21 protein-coding genes and 1 tRNA gene are annotated in these 24,179 nt (G+C 33.4%); 3 read left to right on the forward strand and 19 right to left on the reverse strand.

The window, feature by feature from the left end:
• The first annotated feature begins 320 nt into the window (after nucleotides 1-320).
• Nucleotides 321-4,082, forward strand: coding sequence for an Ig-like domain-containing protein (locus tag KQA_RS18355; protein WP_010177618.1), 3,762 nt, complete (start codon nucleotides 321-323; stop codon nucleotides 4,080-4,082).
• Between the two features lie 270 nt (nucleotides 4,083-4,352).
• Here KQA_RS18355 and KQA_RS0202175 read toward each other — a convergent pair whose 3' ends face one another.
• The 9 genes from KQA_RS0202175 to KQA_RS0202220 form a co-directional block, all read right to left on the reverse strand.
• Nucleotides 4,353-6,404, reverse strand: a complete 2,052-nt coding sequence (locus KQA_RS0202175) for an ATP-binding protein (RefSeq protein ID WP_157366563.1) — start codon at nucleotides 6,402-6,404, stop codon at nucleotides 4,353-4,355.
• A gap of 245 nt (nucleotides 6,405-6,649) precedes the next feature.
• Complete coding sequence (locus KQA_RS0202180; RefSeq protein WP_010177621.1) at nucleotides 6,650-9,211, reverse strand: T9SS type A sorting domain-containing protein; 2,562 nt, start codon at nucleotides 9,209-9,211, stop codon at nucleotides 6,650-6,652.
• Between the two features lie 368 nt (nucleotides 9,212-9,579).
• A tRNA-Asp gene (locus KQA_RS0202185) sits at nucleotides 9,580-9,653 on the reverse strand.
• Nucleotides 9,654-9,821: 168 nt separating this feature from the next.
• Nucleotides 9,822-10,751, reverse strand: a complete 930-nt coding sequence (locus tag KQA_RS0202195; protein ID WP_010177623.1) for a DUF58 domain-containing protein — start codon at nucleotides 10,749-10,751, stop codon at nucleotides 9,822-9,824.
• 81 nt (nucleotides 10,752-10,832) lie between these two features.
• On the reverse strand, nucleotides 10,833-11,393 hold the full coding sequence (locus tag KQA_RS0202200; RefSeq protein ID WP_010177625.1) for a DNA-3-methyladenine glycosylase I: 561 nt from the start codon (nucleotides 11,391-11,393) through the stop codon (nucleotides 10,833-10,835).
• A 140-nt stretch (nucleotides 11,394-11,533) separates the two neighbouring features.
• The gene (gene trxA / locus KQA_RS0202205) at nucleotides 11,534-11,851 is read right to left on the reverse strand and encodes a thioredoxin (protein WP_010177627.1); all 318 of its coding nucleotides are present in this window, start codon (nucleotides 11,849-11,851) and stop codon (nucleotides 11,534-11,536) included.
• A 195-nt stretch (nucleotides 11,852-12,046) separates the two neighbouring features.
• Nucleotides 12,047-13,165: a lactonase family protein gene (locus KQA_RS0202210; RefSeq protein WP_010177629.1), complete on the reverse strand. Its 1,119-nt coding sequence runs from the start codon at nucleotides 13,163-13,165 to the stop codon at nucleotides 12,047-12,049.
• A 171-nt stretch (nucleotides 13,166-13,336) separates the two neighbouring features.
• Complete coding sequence (locus tag KQA_RS0202215) at nucleotides 13,337-14,452, reverse strand: lactonase family protein (RefSeq protein WP_010177631.1); 1,116 nt, start codon at nucleotides 14,450-14,452, stop codon at nucleotides 13,337-13,339.
• Between the two features lie 175 nt (nucleotides 14,453-14,627).
• Nucleotides 14,628-15,089: an FKBP-type peptidyl-prolyl cis-trans isomerase gene (locus KQA_RS0202220; protein WP_010177633.1), complete on the reverse strand. Its 462-nt coding sequence runs from the start codon at nucleotides 15,087-15,089 to the stop codon at nucleotides 14,628-14,630.
• 123 nt (nucleotides 15,090-15,212) lie between these two features.
• Here KQA_RS0202220 and KQA_RS0202225 point away from each other — a divergent pair, with 123 nt between their 5' ends.
• Nucleotides 15,213-15,788: a phosphatase PAP2 family protein gene (locus tag KQA_RS0202225; RefSeq protein WP_010177635.1), complete on the forward strand. Its 576-nt coding sequence runs from the start codon at nucleotides 15,213-15,215 to the stop codon at nucleotides 15,786-15,788.
• 18 nt (nucleotides 15,789-15,806) lie between these two features.
• Here KQA_RS0202225 and KQA_RS18360 read toward each other — a convergent pair whose 3' ends face one another.
• The 10 genes from KQA_RS18360 to mutY all read right to left on the reverse strand — a co-directional run bounded on the left by KQA_RS18360 (nucleotide 15,807) and on the right by mutY (nucleotide 23,684).
• Complete coding sequence (locus tag KQA_RS18360; protein ID WP_157366564.1) at nucleotides 15,807-16,319, reverse strand: hypothetical protein; 513 nt, start codon at nucleotides 16,317-16,319, stop codon at nucleotides 15,807-15,809.
• 9 nt (nucleotides 16,320-16,328) lie between these two features.
• Nucleotides 16,329-16,568, reverse strand: coding sequence for a NifU family protein (locus KQA_RS0202235; RefSeq protein ID WP_010177639.1), 240 nt, complete (start codon nucleotides 16,566-16,568; stop codon nucleotides 16,329-16,331).
• Between the two features lie 3 nt (nucleotides 16,569-16,571).
• On the reverse strand, nucleotides 16,572-17,720 hold the full coding sequence (locus KQA_RS0202240; protein WP_010177641.1) for an Mrp/NBP35 family ATP-binding protein: 1,149 nt from the start codon (nucleotides 17,718-17,720) through the stop codon (nucleotides 16,572-16,574).
• A gap of 471 nt (nucleotides 17,721-18,191) precedes the next feature.
• Complete coding sequence (gene rpmA, locus KQA_RS0202245; protein ID WP_010177643.1) at nucleotides 18,192-18,452, reverse strand: 50S ribosomal protein L27; 261 nt, start codon at nucleotides 18,450-18,452, stop codon at nucleotides 18,192-18,194.
• Nucleotides 18,453-18,508: 56 nt separating this feature from the next.
• Nucleotides 18,509-19,141: a 50S ribosomal protein L21 gene (gene rplU, locus KQA_RS0202250; RefSeq protein WP_010177645.1), complete on the reverse strand. Its 633-nt coding sequence runs from the start codon at nucleotides 19,139-19,141 to the stop codon at nucleotides 18,509-18,511.
• A 281-nt stretch (nucleotides 19,142-19,422) separates the two neighbouring features.
• Nucleotides 19,423-19,899 (reverse strand): DUF4199 domain-containing protein, encoded by a 477-nt coding sequence (locus KQA_RS0202255; RefSeq protein ID WP_010177647.1) that lies wholly within the window; start codon nucleotides 19,897-19,899, stop codon nucleotides 19,423-19,425.
• 121 nt (nucleotides 19,900-20,020) lie between these two features.
• Nucleotides 20,021-20,638: a gliding motility lipoprotein GldD gene (gene gldD / locus KQA_RS0202260; protein ID WP_010177649.1), complete on the reverse strand. Its 618-nt coding sequence runs from the start codon at nucleotides 20,636-20,638 to the stop codon at nucleotides 20,021-20,023.
• A complete protein-coding gene (gene gldE / locus KQA_RS0202265; RefSeq protein WP_010177652.1) occupies nucleotides 20,628-21,947 on the reverse strand; it encodes a gliding motility-associated protein GldE in 1,320 nt (439 codons plus the stop codon). Before gldE ends, gldD begins: the two co-directional genes overlap by 11 nt.
• 77 nt (nucleotides 21,948-22,024) lie before the next feature.
• Nucleotides 22,025-22,516 (reverse strand): single-stranded DNA-binding protein, encoded by a 492-nt coding sequence (locus tag KQA_RS0202270; protein ID WP_010177654.1) that lies wholly within the window; start codon nucleotides 22,514-22,516, stop codon nucleotides 22,025-22,027.
• A gap of 115 nt (nucleotides 22,517-22,631) precedes the next feature.
• Nucleotides 22,632-23,684 carry an A/G-specific adenine glycosylase gene (gene mutY, locus KQA_RS0202275; RefSeq protein ID WP_010177656.1) on the reverse strand — a complete coding sequence of 351 codons (1,053 nt, stop codon included), beginning with the start codon at nucleotides 23,682-23,684 and terminating at the stop codon, nucleotides 22,632-22,634.
• A 117-nt stretch (nucleotides 23,685-23,801) separates the two neighbouring features.
• On the opposite strand from mutY, the gene KQA_RS0202280 reads away from it, so the two are divergent.
• Complete coding sequence (locus KQA_RS0202280) at nucleotides 23,802-24,092, forward strand: HU family DNA-binding protein (protein ID WP_010177659.1); 291 nt, start codon at nucleotides 23,802-23,804, stop codon at nucleotides 24,090-24,092.
• The last annotated feature ends 87 nt before the right edge of the window (nucleotides 24,093-24,179 follow it).

Here is a 24,179-nt window from a genome sequence, read left to right on the forward strand (position 1 = left end):
CAATTGTTTTGTCATTATTAAAATAGTAATCGAACTATTACAACAACTATCAACTAACAAAGCAATTATTTTTAAATCCCCCATCATCAATTTTAAGTGATTTTACAATCAGTTCACTAGTCATAACGTATGCTTATTTTTTTGCATAAAATATGCAACTAAGCTTATGTAATTATAAGTTGAATGCATTACAACGTTTTCTTTTAAAATGATTGTAAAAATTAAAAATTCATCTTAAAATGGCGGTGATATTTATATAATTCTAATCAAGACTAATTATTATAATAACAAACAATAACCATTAAAAACTAAACTAATTCATGAAAACCAAATTAACATTAGTATTATCCTTAGCCAGTTTATTGGGAGGAATCAATACTGTTTCTGCGCAAAGTGTCCCTGTGGACATCAATCTGGACATTAAACACTCTGTGGGTGGAGTTTCGGACTTTGGTCGCGAAAGACACATCACTGTACATGCTAATTTAAGTGAGCCAGACTGGGTGGGAGAAGAAGAAAAGGTTGACTACCTTTTCAATAAACTTGATGCCTATCTAGGTAGAGACAACGGAAGAGCTACATTCTTATTTGAGGACACTCCCGTTGATCCAAGAATAGCCAATTACCCTCATATAGACTCCATGGCAATTAAAGCTGCCTTTTGGAACGGAGAATATGAAAAGCTTGAACCTTTCCGATTACAATACGAGGCACGTTCCTCGGAAATGATCATGGGTACCAATCCACATCCGACATATCCTACCTTAAGCTGGTTTGATAATGGATTAACAAAAACAGATCCCGCATGGCAACCTAAGGACGTTACTACTACTGCTGATTGGGTAGTTGAATATTTAGACAAATATTTTGCTAAAAATGACACCGAAGATGGGCCTCAATTACCAAAATATTGGGAAGTAATTAATGAACCAGATATGCTAATGATGACTGGACAATTCATGGTAACTTCACAAGAAAAACTATGGGAATATCACAATTTAGTAGCTAAAGGAGTTAAAGAACGACTTGGAAGCCAAGCTCCTTTAATTGGAGGTATGACTTGGGGGCAACATGATTTTCATTTACCCGATGGTTTAGGGCGCTTTGATGTAGGGCATTATGACAAATACTTAACTCCCGAACAAATACCCGTATTTTTTGAAATGAGCAAAACCGATTTAACTGCAACCCGAAATAATGAATGGTACCAGTGGGATGTAATGTGGAAAGGCTTTATGGATACTGCTGGTGAAAATATGGACTTTTATTCCGTTCACGTTTACGATTGGCCTATTTGGAATGGAAACGCTCCTAACATTAGATCTGGTGGTCATACCGAAGCTATGCTGGATATGATGGAATGGTATGATGTGCATAAATTTGGAAAACGTAAGGACGTTGTTATTTCCGAATATGGTGCCGTAACTAATTACATAGACCAACCTGGCTTAGACCCCGCCCGTAGAGACTGGGAAAACTTAAAACCTTTCTCTCAAATGATGATGCAGTTTTTAGAAAGACCAGACTATATCATAAAAACAATGCCTTTTACTCCTTTAAAAGCTGAATGGGGTGACTACCGAAATGCCAACGGAGAAGTAACTAGTAGATACCCATATACCATGATGGATCAAGATGCGAATGGTGACTGGCAATGGAGTGAATTTATTAAATGGTATGAATTATGGTCAGATGTGAAAGGTACGCGTATAGATACTAAAGCTGGCGACTTAGATATTCAAGTAGATGCTTATGTTGATGGTAATACTGCTTACCTTATACTTAACAACCTTGAAAGAACAGACAAAACACTTGATCTAAACTTTTTTGGCGAAAATGGAAATACTATTGATAATGTAACTATCAAACATTTATACCTAAATGGCAACCAACCTACACTTACAGATAACACTGTAAATAGTGCTCCAAAATCGGTAACATTAGGCGCCGAAGCTACAATGATATTAGCTTACAACTTTTCTAGTGACATCGCTATTAATCACACTTCAAAAGAGAAAAAGTATTATGGCGAAAGCTTGAGTGGATCAAATGGAGCTACTCCTCATAGAGTTAAAGTTGAAAATGGAACGATGACTGCTCAAGTCAATGGTGTAGCAGTACCCTCAAAAGGAGAAGCGATGTTAAGACTTTGTGGTGCTTATTTTTGGGAGCATGTTACCAGACAAGATGACAGAAATGTTATTAGTGTAAATGGATTCCCATTAGAATTCAACTCTGACTGGAGAGGGGAAGATCCGCAAAAAAACGTATTCTTTGGTGTATTAGAAATTCCTATTCCGCTTGAGTACTTAAAAACAAATAATGTAATTAAAAGTACACTTCAAAACTCGAACACTTATACTAACGTAAGTATTCAAGTTTGGGACATGAGTAAAAATCCCGGGAGAACCGATGGAGGTGACGTAAAAGATACAATTGACGTTACAGGTATTAGCCTTACAGCTCAAAACACAGCTGTTGACATGGGACAAACTGTTGCTCTAAATGCAACAATTGCACCTACAGATGCTACTAACCAATTAATCACATGGTCATCTAGTGAACCAAGTATAGCTACAGTAAACGGAAATGGAGTAGTTAGTGGTATTGCAGCCGGAAAAACAAGCATTACTGCAACAACAGCCGATGGAAACTTTACAGATACGATTGAAATTACTGTAAACCCAGCAGTAGTAACTATAGTGGATGTTACTGCTGTAAATGTTACAACAACATCTAATTCAATAACTGTTGGTCAAACAACTCAAGTAACCGCAAATGTAGTTCCTGCAAATGCAACTAATAAAGCAATTAACTGGTCTTCAAATAACACATCTGTAGCTACAGTAGATACTAATGGTTTAGTTTTAGCTGTTGCTGAAGGAAGTGCTATAATTACTGCAACTACCGATGATGGAGGATTCTCTGATACTACAACTATTAGCGTTAATAAGCCCGTAGTTATTATTGGTGACTCACTTCTTATTCAAGCCGAAGATTTTTCTGCAACTGGGGGGACCTTTGGAGGATTTGAAACATATACTATCGGAAACATTACTGCTACCAATTTTAACCAAACTGGTGATTGGGCAGAGTATACGGTAACTATTGCCGATGGAGGAACTTATCAAGTTGACTATTTAATTGCTACTCCATTAGACAATACAGCTATTGAATTCATTTTAGATGGAAATTCAATAATGACGGATAATGTCCCTAATAATGGAGACTGGGATAGTTTTACCTCATTAAAAGGAAGTCAAAATGTTGCTCTTACAAGCGGGGCACATACCATACGTTTACTTGGAGCCGGAACCAATGGATGGGAATGGAATCTGAACTACTTCCAACTTTCGAAAGTTGAAGAAGAGCAAGAAGACGAAGATGATACTATTGAGGAAACTACTCCACAAGAGCTTGTCATTGAAGCAGAATTATTTAATTCCACTGGAGGTACTATTGATGACGCTGCTTTTGGAGGATCTGGTCTAGGTGTTACTGCATCGGGTTCAAACATCAATTATGTAAATTCTGGTGACTGGGCAGCCTATGAAATTAATATACCTGTTGCTGGAGATTATGCTATTGAATATTTAATATCAACCCCATCGGATAATGCTCAAATCCAACTAATGGTTGATGGTACTTTAGTTGCTACTGATAATGTTCCTAATAACGGACAATGGGATAGCTACGAAGTACTTAATGCTGCAAATAGTGTAACTCTTACAGCTGGAAGTCATACCATTAGAGTAAATGCTTCGGGTAGTAATATTTGGCAATGGAATTTAGATAAAATCACATTGAAAACTGGCAATACTACGGGTGCTAAATCACTTGAAAATTCTTTTGCTGCTACAGTTGTAATAACTCCAAATCCTGCTGATCAATTTATTACTATTAATGGCTTAAACCAAGCTGCAAACTATGTAGTTTATGACTTTATAGGTGCTGTTGTTCTTGAAGGAACGATTACCAATGGAGAAAACATAAATGTATCTGGTATCGCTTCTGGAATGTATTTTATTCAATTTAGCGCTAACGGAAGAACTAGTAACGTAACTAAGTTCCTAAAAAAATAATCACAACAACAACTAATCTAATTTTTTAACAACTAATTATTAGTAAAAGAGGTCATTTTATTATGGCCTCTTTTTTATTGCAAAGGATGTACATCATTTAAAAACTATCACACTGCTTGAACCAGCAATATGTATTAGAAAATCTATTCCGTATCAAAATTTCAGTAAAACCAAATGTTTCACTGTACTTTTAACTAGCAATAGCAGTGCTATACTAAAAATTAAGAAAGCACTTGATTTTATGAAGCGTTCAATACTCCTAACAAAGTTCTATTGCATAATCTGGCTTGAAAGTAAAAATCTTTTAACCGTATTCTTAAAAAAATCAACCTCGATAGGCTTTGAAATTACCTCCTCACAACCTGCATTTAGTGCCGCTTCGATATCTTTGTCTGAAGAATAAGCTGTATGCGCTAACACGATAAGTTCTGGCCTTAATTTTTTTATGATTTTAGTAGCTTCATAACCATCCATTACAGGCATACGGATATCCATAATAACCAAATCGATTTCTTGGTGCTCTTTGACATAATCCACCGCTTCTTTACCATTTTCGGCATGCAAAACGCTAAAATTAAAAGGAGAAAATTTCTTTAATATTGAATTCACTAATAAAAAATTAATTTTTACATCCTCGGCAACTAAAACAGTATAATTAAGATTATCATCTTCATACTTAACCGCATCAAAGTTTTTATTTATTTCTGCTACAGATTTATATGGTAATTTTATAGTAAAAGTTGAACCTTTATTCTCTTTAGACTCAAAAGAAATCGACCCACCCAAAGCTAAGGTGTTTTCCTTTGCGATAGAAAGCCCTAATCCTAAACCGCTAAATTTTCTTGAAATCTTATTTTCTAATTGTAAAAAGCTATCAAATATTATTTCTTTTTCATCATCTTTTATTCCTATACCTGTGTCTACAATTTTAATGTCTAGCACATCTTCTTTCTTGGAATAAGACAATGAAACCGAACCTTCTGATGTAAATTTTATAGCATTATCTATAAGTTTATTAAGTATCGTAATCAAACGTTGCTTGTCAATTTTCACTACATCTCCTTCAATTAAGGAAGAAGAATCCACACTTAACGCTATTTTCTTTTCTTCAGCTTTTGGTTTAAAATAATCAATTATATTAGTAAAAACATCAATTAAATCAACTTCGTCATAGTGTACAGTAACCTCTTTTGTTTGCAAATTCGAGATTTCTAAAATATCATCAACAATATAAATTAACTGCTTCCCACTATGGATTACCTTTTCAATATGGTTTTGCTGATCCGCAGATATATCACCTTCTTTTTTAATTAATTCAGAAAAACCCAAAATACTATTTAAAGGGGTCCTGATTTCATGTGAAATATTGTGAATAAAACTCGTTTTTAATAAACTACTTTGTTCCGCTTCTTCTTTAGCCAACAATAACGCATAGGTTCGCTCTTTTATTTTATATTTTAAATACCTATTAAAAAGCACATTAGCAAGTAATAGCGTAAACAAAAACAATAAAACTGTAAGCCAGAAGCTAAATTCTAAATAAAAAGGCTTCACTTTTTTTAGCAACCAACGATCAAAAAGTGCATTTTTTTCATTTATACTCACACTTTCTGTTGCTTTTTTAATGATATCGTTTAAAATAACATCATCCTTAAGAACAGCTATTCCAGGCGAATAACTATAGGGTATTTCGGCACTAATTGTTAAATCTTCAAAATTTTTAGCTTGGATAAAGTAATTTACAACCGCTTTGGCGCCAATGTAAGCATCATATTTTCCGGCACTTAATGCCCGCAAACATTCCACTTCATTTTCCTCCATTTCAATTGTTAAATTGGGGTACTGTTCATTTAATAATTCCCAAATGGCATAGCCTTTCGGAATTACTATTTTTTTATTCTCTAAATCAGACAAACTGTAAATGTCGGTACCTTTTTTGGCTACAATAACATGTTGTGACTCAAATAACTGAGAATAAAAATTAAGATAGGATTTCCTTTTTTTAGTTTCTTGAATTTCAAGAATAATATCTACTCTACCTACCTGAGCATCTTCAATAACATTATGCCAATAGGTATATTTTTGTTTTTTAAATTTATAGTTTATTTTTCTTTCGAGTAGCTCTAAATAATCAATAAACAAACCTTCAACATCTCCAAAATCATTTGCAAATTGATAAGGTGGATAATAACCAAAAACGGAAACACTTAAATTTGGATGCTCTTTAAGCCAATTCACCTCTTGTTTATTAAGTATCGGTTTTGTTGAGCAAGAACTCAACAAAACAAGAAAAGCAATTAACTTAAAGAGGGATTTAAACATTTAGAAAAATTTATCTTCTAATATAATATAATTTTAACATTATTATACCATTAGCTATTTATAACAATTCTCAAAATTTGTTATTTGATTGGTCTAAAAAAATTAAATTCTATTTTTAATCAAACATAAAAATCCTTTTAAGAATCTAAAAAACAGCAATTTATTAACTTCACTAAATCAAAAAGGCGATATTTAAAAATGATTAAATATCGCCTCACACTTATGCATTTTTGTTAAAAAAAAGATTATTCCACAATAATATTCTTAAACACCGATTTATTCCCTATGGTTATTTTTACAAAATAAGCACCTTGTTCCAAAAAGCTTACATCAATATTAGTTAATTTTGATTCTTTTTTACTGAGTACAAGTCTGCCATTTAAGTCATAGATAGCTAGCTCATTTACAGCACCATAACCCTTAGAATTCACATACAAATAATCACTAGCAGGATTAGGATAAACACGTATTTGTTCGTTTTGATTAAAACTATCAAAATCAACTAGGGATAGTGTGTTTTCAATAATCTCAAAAAAGTGAAGTTTCTTTTCTATATTTTCAGAAAAACTAGCCCCGACTGGACGAATACTAAGTACTAATTTATAATTTTTAGCCTCTTGAGGTAAACTAGCCAAATTCAATGTTAAATCAACTGTCCCTTTAGTTGCCGCACTAACCGTTTTAGTTACCGAAGTTATTTCTTTATCCGCTGGATCTTTTAAAATTAAATTTACATCTCTATCCTCATTTGCGGTATATTCAAACGTAAAATCATATACTAACTTTTGTACTATTTGATCTGAAGGTGTTACAAATAAAACAGTTTCTTTTACGGTTGGTTCAGTAGGAGGAGGCACGGTAGCACCATCACATTGTTCACCTGGCAAATTATAGCATCCATTACCCGAAGCTCCTAAAGTTACATCCCAATCTATTCCTGTTTTAAAAGGAGTAGCTCCAAACTCATAAGCACCAGCGTCTGGCTTATTTCCAACAAAGCCATCTGTAAAACCGTCAATTAGCCTTCCGAAATTAATGGCTTTTGCTCCTGTTTTTAGTTGATAATTATTATTCTCCCAGTCTACAAAAGAAGCCCTATCGACCAAATTATTTTGCTTATCCGATTGTGGTTCCCATGTCCCTTCACTTTCTTGATTTCCTCCTTGATCACTAGAAAACTTATCCGTAATGTTATTCCAAACTTTAACATTACTAAACATGGTACCCGCTTTATGCCATGCCCCCATAGTAGCAGAACCTTTGGCAAAGGTGTTATTAAAAATATTCAAATTAATTCCATTCCAATTGATTTGAATATTTGTCCATTTTATATTCCAAACTACATTGTGATGTACATCCCAGTTTTGCGAATCATTATCTAAATAAATGCCTGCTCCTTTAAACCTTCCATTTCGCGCTTGCGAATCATGAAACGTATTGTGATGAATAGACGATTTTTGTTTTCTGACATTAGTCGTATACAAAAGCCCTCCATCATCTGCCACAAAATTATTTAAACTAATATCATTATAAGCAAACTCACCTCCATCAACATAAGCCTGAATAATATCTTTCCCAGCTCTAGTTAATGTATTATTCCTATACTTCCCGCTTTTGGCTCCACGTGTATTTAATACACAATCATAGTTTCCTAAGTAATTAAAATCGTGTACATATGAATTCAGTAACTCATTATTCTCTCCTTTATCATACACACCATTTCCACCTCCCCAGGCAATTTCGCACTGTTCAATTTTATTGCGCTTACCGGTCATTAAAACACTTTGTCTACCCGAATCAAAACCTCGTATAACCCCTAAAGTGTGATTCCCATAAAAACTTGACACTTTATACAACCTATTATTATTTCCACTAATATCAATAGACCCTCCAAATACAGCTAGATTCTCTACATGTATATAATTTTTATTTAGTTTAATGGTTTGTGTTCTTCTTCTAAAACGTACTGTATTTTGTTTAGGCGCTCCACCTCCTTCGATTTGCACAAACAAGGTTTTATTATTTTTATCATAATACCATTCATTTTTATAATCAAGTGCCTCTTTTATACCTTGAAGAAAAAACTCTCCTTTTCTAACTCCATGACCAGTGTAACCCGGATTATGCCTTGACCTAATCCAACCTTGAGCTCGCTCTAATTTAAAATCTATTCTATTTGCTGTTGATTTAGTAACAAAATCTGTCCAAGCTAAAAAGCCTGCTCCTCCATAAAAATGTAATGAACCTCCATTTTCCCATTTCCCTGCATGTGGAATTGAAGTAGCATGACCATTAGCCTCTCCTCCATTATAATTCATCCAAGTATTTCCTCCTCCGTCTTTTCCTTTATCACATCCAGGTAAATAATCTCTTTCGAACACATTTTGAGGAACATTATTAGGCCACCTTGCTAAATCCATTAACTTGTCATTGTGCAACACCATATTATCTTGTTCTAAGTCCCAATTTACAGAAGACTTATAGATATTCCCACTGTCAAGTGACCAGTTATTAATAGCCTGCATGGCAGTTATAATCACTTTTTCTCCCGCTTTTCCTCTAAAAACAATCGGATTTCCGGCAGTTCCCGATCTTGCAGGACTAAGTAATTCCTCATAAGTCCCTCCTGCTATAATAACAACATCCCCTGCAACTGCTTCATTAGCTGCTTTTGTTATCGTTTTATAAGGCTGTGATTCGGTTCCTGGATTACTATCGTTACCTGATTTTGAAACATAAATATCCGTAGCAAGTAAGCTTTGTAAACTACAGAGTATTCCAATCGCTGTTAATGTAATTTTGTGCATCGTAAAAAGTTATAATAGGTTTAGTTTACCATGTTAACTTAACATCATCTAGCCTTATTGTATTTACTAAGTATACCAAAGGGATTAACACCTGTTATACCCCCAATATTTACTTACAATACACTCTTAAAAAACAGTTGAAAAAATTAAAAAAACAGATAATAATCGTATTTATTCTGATATACACAAAGCCCGATTATTATTGTACGAAAATTCTTTTTTAGCACAAAAAAAGCCTCTCCATATCAGGAAAAGCTTCTCGTTGAAAAACCTTAAAGGTTTCACCTGGCTATATCACCATAATATAGCACAACACAACATTTTACAAAAAAAGCTTCAAATTTCTTTGAAGCTTTTTACAATACTTGCGGTCTGGACGGGACTCGAACCCGCGACCCCCTGCGTGACAGGCAGGTATTCTAACCAACTGAACTACCAGACCAGTGCGTTATTGCGTGTGCAAAGATACGTCCTTTTTTTACTTTACCAAGCTTTTTTTGAAAAAAAATAAAATTAATTTTACCAAGCGGCTTAAAAAAGAACATAATCAACTATAAATCAACACTTAATTTCTTTAAAAAAAATTAAATTTATTTCAACATAAAAGACTTTAAATAAACTTTTGGCGCTGTACTAAAAAGCGGGTAAGTATTGGATGAAATTTTTCCTGAATATCTACGGGCACATAATGGATACGATATTGAGCACATTGAGTTTTTAATTGATCCGCAAAGGCCTCCATAGCTTCTTTATAAGCCTCTTTTGCATTTTCGGCATACAAATCCAAATGCTTTCCCGTTTCAACATCTATAAATCGTTGTGGCTTGGCTTCAAAACTAAAATCAACCTCTGTTTTGTAATCTAGTGTATGAAACAAAATAACCTCATGCTTGTTATGCTTTAAATGCTGTAGGGCTTCAAATAATTTATCTGATTCCGAGCTTGTCTCAAACATATCAGAAAAGAGCACTACCATGGATCGTTTATGCAGTTTTTCTGCAATTTGATGTAAAATAGTATAGGTATCTGTTCCTTTAGTTTCATTGGGTTTATGAATAGCCAAATCCAGTTGATTTAAAAGCATGGCATGGTGACGCTCACTTCCTTTTTCCGGCGCATAATAATCATAATGATTATTGTACACACTTAAACCAACGGCATCACGTTGTTTTTTTAACAAATTCATTAAACTTGCTATAGACAATGCCGAAAAACCAATTTTATTATACAGCTCTAAACTTTGCTTTTTTAACAACGGATAATGCATTGACGAAGAATTATCCAAAACAAAATGACAACGTAAATTAGTTTCATCATCATAACGTTTAGTAAATAATTTATCTGTTTTTGCATACAACTTCCAATCAATATGCCGTGTACTTTCTCCTTGATTATACACTTTATGTTCGGCAAACTCGGCTGAAAAGCCATGAAAAGGACTTTTGTGCATTCCCGAAATAAAGCCCTCCACCACTTGCTTGGCTAAAAAATCTAGATTCCCAAAACCAACACTTTGCTGTACTGCATCTTTTATATTCATTCTTCTAAATTATAAATTATGCATTATGAATTATACTTTTAGCGTATTTTTTTATTGATTTTAAGAAATTATCCTCCAGCATTACACCTCATTATACCTAAAACAATCAATGGTATGATCATTCACCATACCTGTTGCTTGCATGTGTGCATAACAAATAGTTGGTCCTACAAATTTAAAACCACGTTTTTTTAAATCCTTACTCATAGCCTCGGATATAGGTGTAGTTGCTGGTATTTCTTCCCAAGTTTGCCATGTATTTACTATTGGCTTGTAATCCACAAATGCCCATATATAATTATCAAACGATCCAAACTCATCCACTACTTTCAAAAAAGCTTTGGCATTAGTTACTGCAGCTCTCACTTTTAATTTATTTCGGATAATCCCAGGATTTTGAAGTAGCGCTTCAATTTTTTCCTCATTATAATTCGCTACAATTCTAGGATCAAAATTATTGAATGCCACTCTATAATTATCACGTTTAGCCAATACAGTAGACCAACTTAGACCTGCCTGAACTCCTTCTAAAATTAAAAATTCAAAAAGTAATTGATCATCATGTAAGGGCACTCCCCATTCGGTATCATGATAGTGTTCTTCATGTGCCGTTTTACAGGCCCATTGACATCGGGTCTTCATAACATCTTTATTTTTAATGGCAAATGGTATAAATATATCAAGATTATTAACTTATTCAACCAAAAAAAGACTCAGCATATAAAATACTGAGTCTTTTTTAAAATCCAAAAAGTGGATTTTATACCTTAAAAAGTTACTGATTACAATAAAGAATCAATAGCATCTGCATATACATTCTTAGGAGAAACTCCTACTTGACGTCCAACAACTTCTCCATTTTGGAAAACCAATACTGTAGGAATATTTCGAACACCATATTTAGCAGCAAATTCCTGATTTGCATCAACATCTACCTTACCAACTACAGCTTTACCTTCATACTCGCTGCTTATCTCTTCAATGATTGGACCAACCATTCTACAAGGACCACACCATGCTGCCCAAAAGTCTACTAAAACTGGTTTGTCGCTTTTTAAAACTACTTCATCAAAAGTAGCATCTGTGATTTCTAAAGCCATATATCAATTATTAATGGTTATTTTATGTTTTATTACACAAACTTAGTCAATTATTGTTCCAATACTTACAAAACACAAATCATATTTATCTATATACCCATTGTTTGGGCTTATTGAATAGAAATACAGCGGTTTGTGTAAAAAATTACACTGTACATATAATTTCTATAAATTAAAGTAAGTACCTGTTACTCTTTAATTATAAAATAAAACACAAGTTGGCGTAGGCGCCTCAATTTCATCAACAAAGGACAACTTACCGGTAGCCTTATCCCTTTTAAATGACACCAAATTGTTTGTTTTTTTATTAGCCACAATTATATAATCCCCCGTAGGCGAAATAGAAAAATTACGTGGCACTTGCCCTTTAGTCGGCTCTATTCCAACTAAAGTTAATGCTCCCGTAGTTTCGTCTATTTTAAAAATTGCTAACGAATTATTATCTCCTCTATTCGAAGTATACAAAAACTTTGCATCCTTAGATATATGGATATCTGCAGCTGTATTTTTCCCTGCAAAATCTTTTGGCAATGTTGAAATTGATGATACTACTTTGTATTTCCCTTTTTTAACATTTTTAACCAAGGACACTGTGTTATCCAATTCATTCAATACATATAGTACATCTGATTTTAAAGGATGAAACGCTAAATGACGTGGCCCTGCTCCTTCAGCCATTTCTAAATTTTTACATTTTAATGGCTTTAAACTATTTCCTGCTTCATCTAATTTAGAAAACCATAAATGATTGGTTCCTAAATCAACTGATATTACTGTATCTGAATTAGGCTTAAACCAAGCCGAATGTGCATGTGGGGCTTCTTGACGATCTGTCACTCCTTTTCCCTCATGTTGTTCTGTTGCTAATACATCCGATAATTTTCCAGAAGCGTCTAATTTAAATAACTCCGTATTTCCTCCATTATAATTTGAAATCAACACATAATTATTCCTAATAGAGACATGACAAGGTATTTTATCGGTTTGGCTCTTACTTACCGAAACTAAACCTTTATCGGTAATTGAAAATGATTCTACTTTACCATTCCCCCAGTTTTTATCCATATTTGCCGAAACTAAAAACTTTTTATCATCACTAAAAGCCAAATAAGATGGACTATCCGTTTCTGCAACAATACCTAAAGATTCAAATTTTCCATTGTCATCCAAGGTGTATTTATAAATTCCTTTACTATTGGCATCAAAAGTTAATGTTCCCACATAAAATTCATGTGATTCTTTTTTTTGTGCATTGGCCTGTAACAAGCCTAAAGCTAAAAATGCCCCTAAAAAGCAACGATACATTTTATTCATTTAAACGTAATTATAATTGTTTCAAAAACTTAATTGCAAACGAAACAATTGTTAGCAATATTCTATTTATAAAATATGTACTTTGATTATATCCCAATTCATATAACCATTAACTGTAAATAAAATCATTTATTTACTAAAGTACCTAAAGAGCTAATATAGCTAATAATTCTAAAACAAAATACAAGTAGGGTTAGGCGTCTTAATTTTATCTGTAAATGTCAATTTACCTGTTAGCTTATTTCTTTTATAGGATTCTAACGTATTTGAATTTTGATTGGCTACCACTATAAATTCTTCATTTGGCGAAAAAGCAAAATGACGTGGAAAATCCCCTCTAACATCTTCAAAACCTACTAATGTTAACTCTCCAGAATGCTCATTGATTTTGTAAATGACTATAGAATCACTTACTCCTCTATTTGTAGCATATAAAAATTTACCATCACTAGAAATACCAATATCTGCAGCTACATTATTCCCTGATGTATTTTTAGGCAATGTACTAATAGACGAAAAGACTTTATATTTCCCTTTTTCATTAATTTTTACTAATGATATGGTATTATCTAACTCATTAACCACATAAATCCAATCTGAATGCAATGGATGAAAAGCCAAATGACGTGGTCCTGCTCCTTCCTTCATTTTTAATTTCTCTTGTTTTCTGGGATCTAAAGTTGAAGTCCCTGTATTTAATTCTGAAAACCATAAATGATTCGTTCCTAAATCTGGAGAAATAATAACATTAGAATCCGGAGAAAACCATGCTGAATGAGAATGTGGTGCCTCTTGCCTATTATTCACCCCTTTTCCCTCATGTTGTTCTTTTGACAAAGAGTGTGTCAACTTTCCGTTAGGCCCCAGCTTAAACAACTCGGTACTCCCTCCTGAATAATTAGCTACCAAAACATGATTATCCCTAACAGCAACAAAACATGGAGCTTTATCTGTTGGACTTTTACTTACAGGCTTTAAGCCTCGTTTTGTTCTTAGAAAAGATTCTACAATTCCTGGACCAAAACTTGGATACAAACTTACCGAAAGCAAAAACTTTCTATCATCACTAAAAGTAATATACGATGGATTTTGGGTTCGCCCAGCCAACCCTAAAGAGGTAAACTGCCCTCTGGAATCTAACTTAAACTTGTAAATTCCTTTACTACCAACCTTTCCTTCAAAAGTACCCACAAAAAAACTATAAGCTTTTTGAGACTGGGCATTTGCCTGAAAAGTTAAACAACACAAAGTGATCCACAAAAGACCCTTAAAAAATCTAATTGACATAACATAATTATTAAAATCTCCTAAAGCCTTTCAATTACATTATTAAAAGCTCCAGAAACGTAGGTTACAAATTTGGGTGTTACAAAAACATTTTAAAGAAAACGTTTTCGTAACTATAGTTAAAAAAACATCTATTTTGGGAATAGATGTTATCTATTACTCATTACTAAAAAAATTATTGATTTACTTTTATTAAGTTAATATCAAAAACAAGGACCGCGCCTCCGGGAATACCCGGCCTGCCACTATTACCATAACCTAGACTTGAAGGTATTAAAAGGATGCCACTTCCTCCTTCTTTAAAATAAGTTATCCCTTCGGTCCAACCAGGAATAACTTGACTTAAATTAAAATTTACCCCTTCTTTATTCTCATCAAAAACCTTAGCATCAGTAAAATAGCCTTTATATGCCACCTTTACATCTGATGTACTTGCTGGTTGTTTCCCTTCACCTAGTTCATTAATTACATAATATAGACCTGTATCTGTTTTTACAGCATCTAAATTATTGGTCTTAATATAAGCTTGAATTTCTTGGTCATTTTGAACCGTAAAATCTATTGTATTTGAATTATTTTCCGAATCGTTACAAGATAATAAACCGACTAAGACGAACAATGTTAATAGAATTTTCATATCAATTTTTGCACTAATTTAGGTATTTTTAATTTTAATGTAACTAATCAAACTTTCAATAAGCCTCATTAGCCTAGTCAATAAAAATAAAAAAACAGATATTTGCATTATAACAATACTACCATGTTAGAACGAATTGCAGAACTAGACACGCAACTACTTATTTATTTAAATAATTTAGGATCAGATACTTGGGATCATTTTTGGCTCACCTACACCGAAATGCCTACACATATCCCTTTAATGCTTTTAGTTGGCTTTTTACTTTTCAAAACATTGGGTAAAAAAAAAATTTTTTTAACATTATTATTTATAGGTGTCATGGTTACATTGACCGATCAATTCACAAATTTAGCCAAACATACATTTCAAAGGCCACGCCCTTGTAGAGTTCCTGAACTTGAAGGCGCTATTCGCGCTATTGCCAAATATTGTGGCCGTTTTGGTTACTTTTCTGGGCATTCATCAAACAGTATGGCATTAGCTGTTTTTATGGGGCTTTTTTTAAAACCAAAATATCCTAAGTTTTTTATATTTTTAATTATATGGGCATTTGGAATGGGCTACAGCCGAGTTTACATTGGCGTACATTACCCTGGTGACTTGCTAACTGGATATAGCGTTGGTACATTAATCGCACTACTATTCCATGTATTATTCAATAAAGTTGCCACAAAGCTTAAACTAACGGATGCATGATTACACTCGGATTATACATTAAAAAATTAACTCATCAATAAGCTCTTTTCTTAAAACTTCCAAATCATCGTATTCATAATATTTAGACCAGGCATTAGTTAGCAATAGCCTTTTTACCTTTATTATAATTTTCTGAGTTTCTTTTGCTGTTCTATATATTGCTTGCGCTGAAGTATCTCTGGATTTGTGATCATAGGTCACTTCCATTTTTTGATAATCTACTTTTATAAAATATGCCTTTGTAGATTCACTATTCTCATAGAAATCACCCCATTTTGCATAACCTATTCTGGAGCGCCCTTTGGACACATACATTTTATTATCGGCCGCACTTAATACCCAACGACATTTAGCTGCCCTACCCCAGTGGTTCGAAAGCCGATACACTCCTTCTTTTGTATAAAAATAAGAACTGCCCGACTTACTCACATAATGCCAAACAGAAAAATGTAAATCCGCTGGATTTACCTCTTTATAAACCGCATATGTATTGCGATAATAATTGTATTTATTATACATTTTTGTTTCCAAAAAACACGTTTAAGAAATATCGATCACCTCTTCAATTTGAGGTGCATATTTTTTTATTGTCATTTCAACACCTGATCGTAATGTCATTTGATTAACACTACAAGCCACGCATGCACCTTGTAATTCTACACGCACACGCTTACCTTCTTCAATATCAACCAAACGGATATCACCCCCATCACTTTTTAAAAAAGGACGAATTTCTTCAAGTGCTTTTTCTACATTTTCTTGTAACTCAGTAGCTGTCATAATTTATTTTTTCACAGCAGCACATCCTGCCATTGTTGTAATTTTAATTGCTTCGGTAGGGGGTAAATCTTTGTTTCTTTCCACTACTTGTTGCACTACATTTTTAGTGATTTCATTAAATGAAGTAGCTATAACTCCACTTTCCTGTAATGCAGCAGGTCTTCCAACATCACCCGCTTCCCTAACACTTTGCACTAAAGGCAACTCTCCTAAAAAAGGCACCTTTAAATCTGTTGACAAATTTTTAGCGCCATCTTTCCCAAAAATATGATATTTATAATTGGGCAATTCTTCTGGAGTAAAATACGCCATATTTTCAACTATACCTAAAACAGGGACATTAATACTTTCTTGCTGAAACATTGCAACTCCTTTTTTAGCATCGGCCAAAGCCACATGTTGTGGTGTACTAACAACAACAGCTCCAGTAATTGGCAAGGATTGCATAATAGACAAATGAATATCACCAGTTCCCGGTGGCAAATCCAATAATAAAAAATCTAATTCGCCCCATGCGGCATCAAAAATCATTTGATTTAAGGCTTTAGCAGCCATAGGTCCTCTCCAAACAACCGCTTGATCAGGTGATGTAAAAAATCCAATAGATAATATTTTTACCCCATAACTTTCAATAGGCTTCATTTTTGATCGCCCATCTACCTTTACAGAAAGTGGTTTTTCATTAACTACATCAAACATAATAGGAGCCGAAGGCCCATAAATATCCGCATCCAATAAACCCACCTTGAAACCCATTTTACTTAAGGTTACGGCTAAATTTGCTGTCACTGTAGATTTACCTACACCTCCTTTACCAGAAGCCACAGCTACAATATTTTGAATACCAGGAATTGGCTTTCCTTTAATCTCGTTTGTTTTTGGCGCATCTGGTTTTTGCTGTTGTTGAGCAACAGCTATATTCACCTTTATTTTAGCCTTAGCATATACTTTTTCATGAATCACCTTTAGCACATCAACTTCAGCCCTTTTACGTATATGAAGTGCTGGATTTGACAACTGTAAATCAACCACCACCTCATCGGCAAAAGTGATTACATTTTTTACTGCACCACTCTCCACCATATTTTTCCCTTCACCAGCAACAGTAATCGTTTCTAAGGCCTTAAGTATATCTTCTTTTTTTAATTTCATTTTGCCATTATCTCTTTAAAATCTAGCACCACTCCCATGTTGTTTATCTAGATTTAATCTAAGTGCAAATATAGTTTGATTATGCGTTAAAAAAAAGACTTATAACATCCACTAATCATATTAGACCCGAATTACACTACGGTACATCTATTTCTTACCAAAATCTATCCATAAATCAGTTATACGATTTACCAACAAAAATTTCGCATATATGCTGTTTCTTTTTCACTATTCTGGCGTTAAAAAAAGCAATCGTAACTAAGGCTATGCTTGATTTTTTTGCCTTAGACTAACAAAAAATAATTCAGCATATTTATACGAAATTATTATCAGCAAATCGTATTATTTCAATATATCTAACCAAGTTATATTATACAATTAATTTGATTTAAAATCAATTTAATGAACAAAAACACAAAAAGCCCACTGCAAAAATGCAGTGAGCTCTATTTTTTAATAAAACTGATTCAATTATGCCTCGAAAGGAACTATTGAAACGTAAGACTTGTTGTCTTTCTTTTTAGTAAACTTCACAAGACCATCAACTTTTGCATGTAATGTATGGTCTTTACCAGCGTAAACATTTTCACCTGGTCTGTGCGCAGTTCCTCTTTGACGAATGATGATGTTACCTGCAATTGCAGCTTGACCTCCAAAGATCTTAACACCTAATCTTTTCGATTCTGATTCTCTACCGTTTTTCGAACTACCTACCCCTTTTTTATGAGCCATCTTATTTCGATTTGTTTTTCGCTCTAACGCGAAAAGGATTAAACTTTAGAGTGGAATTACTTCCCTCCGTCTAACTTATCTTGTAATACTTTTAACTCATCCCAGTTACCATCAGCGGCTAATTGTGCCTGCTGTGGCCATGTTCCTGGCTCTAAATGAGCTAAACGAGAACTTGCAGCAACTAAAATTTCTTTAATGTTAGCTGGTTCTGCTTTTGCTAATTTTGCAAAAGTTTCAATCCCTGCATTTGTTAAAGCCTCAGCTGCTTTTGGTCCAATTCCTTCAATTTTCTTAAGGTCATCTCCCTTTGCTGCTTTTTTAGCTGTAGTTTTTTTAGCTACTGGTTTTGCCGCTTCTTTTTTAGCTGGCTTAGCTCCACTTCCTACAATACTTTCAATTACAATTTCTGTAAGTGATTGTCTGTGTCCGTTCTTTTTCCTGTAACCTTTACGTCTTTTTTTCTTAAAAACGATTACTTTGTCACCTTTAAGGTGTCTAGAGATTTTTGCTCCTACTTGAGCTCCCTCTATAGCTGGGGCGCCAACTGTAATTTGATCTCCGTCTGCAGTAAGTAATACATTATCAAATGTAATAGTATCACCTTCATTACCTGCTAAACGATGAACAAATACTTTTTGGTCTTTTGCAACCTTAAATTGCTGCCCTGCTATCTCTACAATTGCGTACATAGCGTAAGTATTAATATATTTATTTTTCCAATAATGGTCTGCAAAAGTACAAATAATCTACTAACTAACAATAGCTTCTAGTAAAAAATAACATAAACCCATCTTATTAAAAAAAATTACGATATACATAAAAAAAGAAGCCTTGTATTTTAACAAAAACAAGGCTTCCGTTCAGTTGTTACTCTGTTTACCTAAATAAGCTTCTAAAATCAAATAACTTTATAAAGTTAATATTAAACTTATTGTAATCATCAAGTAACAACATCTATATATTATTCATCCTAAACACTCCCTAAACCCATACTTGGTTTTCGACTGTGTGTATTCCAACTTGGTTTAAATAATTGCATATAGGCCAAGGTAAGCACCATTGTAGTTGTCATACCCATTACAAAAACAACAAAAACCACTAATCCCTCCGAAGTATTGTAATGTGTACTCCAATTACCTAGCATAGTCGCAATATAGTCCGGCTCAATCAAACTCCCGTACAATGCAAAAAAGACACTAAAAATAATTGTTGCATTCAGCCCTGTTAAAAAAGTAGCCACAAACCCTTTTTCGTATTTAAAAAGATCTCCTTTTTCCTTTTTGTACATTTTTATAGCTAGAAACATACCATAAGCCATAATTACGCCATTAAACAAACTAAAAATTGGGTTAGTATGTAATCCAAATGATGCAAATATCAAAAAGACTAAGATAAGCACTACTGCAATACCAATTCCGAATACCATGGGGATCTTGGACTTATTCATAATTTAAAAGTATTACCTCTAGCATATAAAAAACTAAATTACTAGAATATTATACTCAAATTTACAAAAATGAATAGCATAGAGTAGCATAATAAATGTTAAAATTCTACAAAACAGTCATTTATTCATTATCCCAACGGATTGTCTCCATTAAATAACGCATATCACGCTGCAGGTATTTAGCCGCAGGATATAATGAATCGTAATTAGGTTTTACATTAAAATAAATAGAACCTAATAAAAAATGTTGTACACTATCTGTGACATAAAACTGAGATTGCGAAGCCGCATTCCCTAGCACATCGTAAAACATTCCATACACTCTAGACTTCTTATTCACATATTCTTTAGGAATTATTTCATCGGCCTTAACCACATGCTCTTGTGTTAAATTTTGGGCATCTGTTAGCAACTTCCTCAAATCATTATTAACCTCCCTGTAAGTCAAGTACATTGAGGCGTTCAACTTTGGATAGTTTATAATATACCCACACTTATGCTTTTTTAACACTTTTTTTAATTGTGCATATTTATTTTTTTGAAAACTAAAACCACAAGCTGCCACACTTTTCTCATACAATGGATCATTGTACTCCAAACTTAACAACGCCTTAGGCTTGGGCAACACTTCATCCTTACATCCCCATAAGCCAAACAACAAAAACAACAACATTCCTATAGCCCTAAACCTAACCAACTCTACAAACATATTAACATTCTGCCTATTTTTATTTTGCATCCCTTATGGTAAATTTAATTTCTTTAATTCGTTTTCGATCTACAGATTCTATTTTAAAAATATAGTTTTTAAAAAACAACTGCTCCCCCTTTCTAGGTAAATTACTAGAAATTTCAAGTAAAAACCCCGCTAATGTTTCCGCTTCTCCTTTAAACTCCTCAAAAACCTCCTTGTTTTTTAGCTTGGTTACTTTATAAAAGTCTTTTAAATGAGTACGCCCATCAAAAATATAATTAGCATCATTTAATTTATTATAAACCAAATCATCATCATATTCATCACTTATATCACCAACTATTTCACTTATAATATCATCCATTGTCACCAAACCACTTGTTCCCCCATACTCGTCAACTACTATTGCTAAATGATTTTTCTTTTCCTGAAATTCTGTCAATATATCATCCAGCTTTTTATTCTCTGGAACAAACATAGGCTTACGCACCAACTCCATCCAATCAAATTTTTTCCTACCTAAATAAGGCAACAAATCTTTAACATACAATACTCCTATTACATTATCAAGAGTATCTTCAAAAATAGGCACCCTTGAATAACCCTGTTCTGAAATTTTATTGATCGCTTTTACAAATGTTTCCTCACTGGATAATGAAAAAATAGTTAACCTTGGACACATCACTTGACGTACATCCGTATTACCAAAACTAACAATACCTTGCAAAATACGCTTTTCATCAGATGAAGTATCTGTATCTGAAGTAACCTCTAATGCTTGCGAAAGATGACTTACATTTATTTCTGCTTTTTGACTTCCAAATTGATTATGAATTTTTAGCGTAACATAACGCATTGGCGAGTTGATAAAAAACAAAACTTTATTTAAAAAACGCAACGGATAAGCCATATAAATTGCAAAAGCCACATTATTCCTACTAGCATATATTTTAGGAAGTATTTCACCAAATAATAAAATTAAAAAAGTCACTAAAACAACTTCGATAAAAAAACGAACAGACAACCATCCCCATACAACATTGTCAATATCATGTAAAAAATACCCTCCCAAGGCATCAAACAACAATACAATTGCTATGTTAATGAAGTTATTAGCTACTAATATGGTTGCCAATAACTTTTTTGGCTTATTCAATAATTCCCTTATAACATTAATTGCTCTTTGTTTTTTAGAATCGTCATTTACTTCTAAATCCGAAGGTTGCAATGAAAATAAAGCCACCTCACTCCCTGAAATTAAAGCAGAAAACAGCAACAGCACTACCAATAGCACTATCCTAACTATTTGTTGAAAAAGTATTGAGTTTATAAAATTTTCGGGATCAGGATCCAATTACGTTGTTTTTTTTTAACAAGAACTCTATAAATTTAGATTTTATTTTATGCTATTTATAAAAAAATCATAATTATTTAAAATGGTAAATCATCCTCCTCTTCAACTTGATTTACCACAGGTGAACTATCAGCTTCTGCAGAAATAGCATTATTATTAGATTGTACATTTTGACTAACCTGCCCCTCAGGCTGCTGAGCATTACCTCCGCTTGACAGATTTTGATTTTCTCCTTTAGGACTCAAGAAAGTAAATTCCATACATTGAACTTCGGTACTGTAACGATCTTTACCTTCTGTATCTTGCCATTTTCTAGTTTTCAGCCTTCCTTCAATATATACCTTATCTCCTTTTTTTAAATATTTTTCACAAATTTCAGCAGCCTTATTTCGCACCACAATATTGTGCCACTCTGTACTAGTCACTCTTTCACCTGTGCTTTTATTTACATAATCCTCATTCGTAGCCAAAGGAAAACGTCCAATAGACCCTCCACCCTCAAAATACATCATTTTAACATCATCACCCGTATGCCCAATGAGCATTACTTTATTTAAAGTTCCAGCCATAATAAAATTATTTACAAACAAATTAAGTTTAATTACCCCATTAGCTAAAGCGCACCTCAATATGTTTAACAAGTAAATTTACAAAAACAATACCTGCTTAAACCCTAATGACGCATTAAAAAATATAGCCTTCCAAAAATTTGGAAATCAAAACCGACATTGGATAATCATTTATTTTTTCAAACATTACTTTTTCACACCCATCCGCAGCAGGCAAATCAGCCAACACTACTTCATAAAAAGATGCATATAAATGCTGATGTGATAATTTGTGTGCTTTTTCATTCTGTTGAATTAGCGCTATTTTTTCAATATCAACTGTAACAAAATTCTCAATTCCATTTTTTGCCTCCTCAAAAGTTAGCAAACTATCCGTAACCATTAATGGAAACTCATACAAACCTTGCCAAATGTCTTTAGCTCCACGCTTGCGAAAAAGCACTTCTTTTTTATTCTTTATTATATAATAGGTAAAGTACCTCTTTTTTATTTTTGTTTTTTTCAACTTCACTGGCAATTCCGAAACTACATGCTCCTTGTATGAATAACAATTTTCCCGAAAAGGACAATCGACGCATTTTGGTTTTTTTGGTGTACAATGTAAAGCTCCGAATTCCATAATAGCCTGATTGTAGGTCGCTGCATCTTGGGTATTCAATAAAGAATCCGCCAATAGCTTAAATTCTTTTTCTCCTTGACTAGTATTAATAGGAGTATATACACCAAAAATACGTGCCAATACCCGATAAACATTACCATCCACAACAGCCAAAGGCTCATTTGAAGCAAAAGACGCTACAGCACTAGCCGTGTACACCCCCACCCCTTTTAACTTAATTAATTCCTTATAGGTTTTTGGAAACACTCCATTGCAATCATTTACAACCATTTTAGCCGCCGCATGTAAATTTCTAGCCCTGGAATAGTAGCCCAAACCTTGCCAAAGTTTAAGCACTTCTTCCTCCGAAGCCTTAGCCAAATCGAAAATTGTTGGAAAAGTTTCAGAAAATCGTAAAAAATATGGCAATCCCTGAGCCACTCTAGTTTGCTGGAGGATAATTTCGCTAAGCCAAATATAATAAGGGTTCCGAGAATTTCGCCACGGTAAGTCTCTTTTATTTTCTAAGTACCAGAATGACAATATTTTATAAAAATTAGTAGGCCACATACTTTTTTTGCAAACATAAGCGTTTAAATAACATAAAATAATCGTTAACTGTTGATATTTTGAGTTTTAAATTCATATATTTGCAGGCAAATTAACCCCGAAAATAATAATTACATTATGACAAAAGCAGATATTGTTGCAAACATTACGGAAAAGTTAGGAATGGAAAAGACTGATGTTCAAGCTATAGTTGAGACATTTATGTCTGAAGTAAAAACATCTTTAGAAAGTGGTGATAACGTTTACCTAAGAGGTTTTGGTAGCTTTATTATCAAAACAAGAGCTGAAAAAACTGGAAGAAATATTTCAAAAAATACAACTATCAAGATTCCAGCTCACAATATTCCTGCATTTAAACCAGCAAAGGTTTTCATCGAAGGTGTGAAAACTAATGTTGAAGTACAGTAGTAAATAACCAATAAATAAATTAATATATGCCAAGCGGTAAAAAACGTAAAAGACATAAGGTAGCAACTCACAAGCGTAAAAAGCGTA

It is taken from the genome of Aquimarina agarilytica ZC1, from assembly GCF_000255455.1.
Lineage (GTDB): Bacteria > Bacteroidota > Bacteroidia > Flavobacteriales > Flavobacteriaceae > Aquimarina > Aquimarina agarilytica.